At 61.3% G+C, this 2,428-nt stretch carries 2 protein-coding genes; both read right to left on the reverse strand.

The window, feature by feature from the left end; genetic code table 11:
* Positions 1-230 precede the first annotated feature (230 nt).
* Entirely contained in the window at positions 231-1,091 is an 861-nt protein-coding gene (locus tag HKD46_RS21115; RefSeq protein ID WP_029314478.1) for a PA4780 family RIO1-like protein kinase, read from the reverse strand.
* Positions 1,092-1,185: 94 nt separating this feature from the next.
* Positions 1,186-2,181, reverse strand: a complete 996-nt coding sequence (locus HKD46_RS21120) for a lipid A biosynthesis acyltransferase (RefSeq protein WP_041215911.1) — start codon at positions 2,179-2,181, stop codon at positions 1,186-1,188.
* Positions 2,182-2,428 lie beyond the last annotated feature (247 nt).

The raw sequence follows: 2,428 nt of genomic DNA on the forward strand, positions 1-2,428 counted from the left end.
TCGCATGCGTTTCCTGGCGTTGGTTTCTGCCTTGGCGAGGGCCAAGAAATCGATTGGATCGGACATACTGAGTACAGTGAAACCAGAATAGAGCAATTAGATCACATCTTTAATCTGATTGGTATTACCAGGGGCCCCGTCTCAAGGCGCCGCCCCTGACCGGGATCTGAGCCAGGGTTCCAAAACAAAAGAGCGCCTATGGCGCTCTTGTTGATTGGAATGAAGGCCCGTCAGGACTCCTCTTCCTGCTCCGCCTGCAACCTGGCCCGGCGGGCCATGGCCTCCTCCTGGGCACTCTCTATCTCGTGCAGCACGCCATCCAGATCGATGGCCTCCCGGCTCTCTTCGAACAGGCCTGTGAGCTCGGTCTCGGGGCCCAGCTTGCCATCCTCGAACAAGGACCACATCTCCCGGGCATACCGGGTCTTGAGCAGCTCGGGGGCATACATGCCGTAGTAGTTGCGCATGTTGTCGACATCCCGCTCCAGCATCGCCCTGGCCTGGTTGTTGGCGGCGGCATCCACCACCTGGGGCAGGTCGATGATGACGGGCCCCTCTTCGTCCACCAGCACGTTGAACTCCGAGAGATCCCCGTGAATGAGGCCAGCGCAGAGCATGCGCACCACGTAGCGGATCACCTTGCCATGATCCACCAAAGCCTGCTCACGGGTCAGGGCCACGTCGTTGAGACGGGGAGCGACGTTGCCGTCGGCGTCGGTAATGAGCTCCATCAGCAGCACGCCATCGAGGCAGACATAGGGCCTGGGGACCCGCACCCCGGCCGCCGCCAGCTTGAACAGGGCATCCACCTCGGTGTTCTGCCACACCTCTTCGTGCTGCTTGCGACCGTACTTGGAGCCCTTCTCCATGGCGCGGGCATCGCGGCTGCTGCGTACCCGCCGCCCTTCCTGATAGACCACGGCCTGCTTGAAGCTGCGCTTTGACGCCTCTTTGTAGACCTTGGCGCAGCGGATCTCGTCGCCGCAGCGCACCACATAGACGTCGGCCTCTTTGCCGCTCATCAGCCGGCTGATGACATCGTCCACCAGGCCGTCATCAACCAGAGGTTGGATTCGATTTGGAATTTTCATGACCGCCCTTTTACCCTATTTGCACCTTGTTTGCACCTGTTTGCTGGTGGCCTGCCACCCCTGTCAGAAACGGCCCGCAAGGGGGCCGTGTCGATCAAGGTTCCGGTGGCAGCCCCTGGCGGATGCGGCGGATCCCCGCCTCGTAGAGACCGTCCTCGCCCTGATCGTGCTCCTGGGTTTCGAAGATCTTGAGAAACCACATGTACTGCTCGGGGAAGCGGCCAAGCTGCTGCTCCACCATGCGGTTCATCTGGTTGACGTCCGCCACCAGATCCGCGGTGGGATAAGGATCGAACGGCGCCTCGATCTCCAGCCGGTAACACCCCTGATCCTCGTCGTAGCAGGCCAGAATGGGCACGGCGCGGGCACCGGTCAGCTTCACCAGCTTGGGCAGGGCCGGCAGGGTCGCCTTGGGGTGGTTGAAGAAGGGCACGAAGAGGCTCGCCTCCCGGCCGTGATCCTGATCCGGCAGATAGAAGAAGCTGTCGCCGCTGCGCAGGGCCTTGATGGCGGGCTTGATGCCGACGCTGCGCTCGTAGATACGCCCGCCCTTGCTGCGCTCGCGGTTGATGTACCAGTCGAACACCGCATCCTTGGGGCTTTTCATCATGGTGCACATCTTGATCCCCTGGAGGGGGAAGTAGCGGCCAATCATGTCCACCGCCCAGGTGTGGGGCACCACGAAGATCATGGGGCGACCGGCTGCCCGCTCCGCCTCCACGTGCTCCCAGCCGCTCACCTTGACGCGCCCCTTGAGGAAGTCGGGGCTGCGCCAGGTCAGCTCGCCAAAGCCCAGGAAGGTCTTGAGCCCCACCCGGATGGATTTCAGCAGCAGGGCCTGACGGCCCGCCTCGTCGAGATGGGGGAAGCAGATCTTGAGGTTGGTGTCGGCGATGTAGGCCTGCTTCCTGGAGACGCGCAGCAGCAGGGGGGCCAGGTAGTCGGCCAGCTTGTCCCGTGCCCTTGCCGGCACCCAGGCCAGCAAGGAGAGCAGGGCGACGGCCAGCCAGCTGCCCCACAGACGGGGGTGCAGCAGGCGCGGATGAAAAGAGGTATCAAACACCGGATCTTGTGCGGACATGGTCGCCATCGAATCATCAAAACAGACCGTCATTTTAGTGATCCTGACAACTTTTTCTACCCTGCCCTGCACAGCGCCCTCGCGCCAAGTCACTGATCAGACAAGTTAGAAATAAAAAGTGGCCCGCTTGGGGCTAATGCCAGTCAGTTAAGCCTGACTGGCATTGTTTTTACTAGGTTTTCTCGTCGCATACTTCTGTGGTTTGGCTTTGATGCACCTTGGGTAACTTCGTTCTCGGCGGGCGGGTAACTTGAAC

Origin of the sequence: Aeromonas sp. TW 6 (assembly GCF_013168745.1) — a bacterium.
Lineage (GTDB): Bacteria > Pseudomonadota > Gammaproteobacteria > Enterobacterales > Aeromonadaceae > Aeromonas > Aeromonas caviae.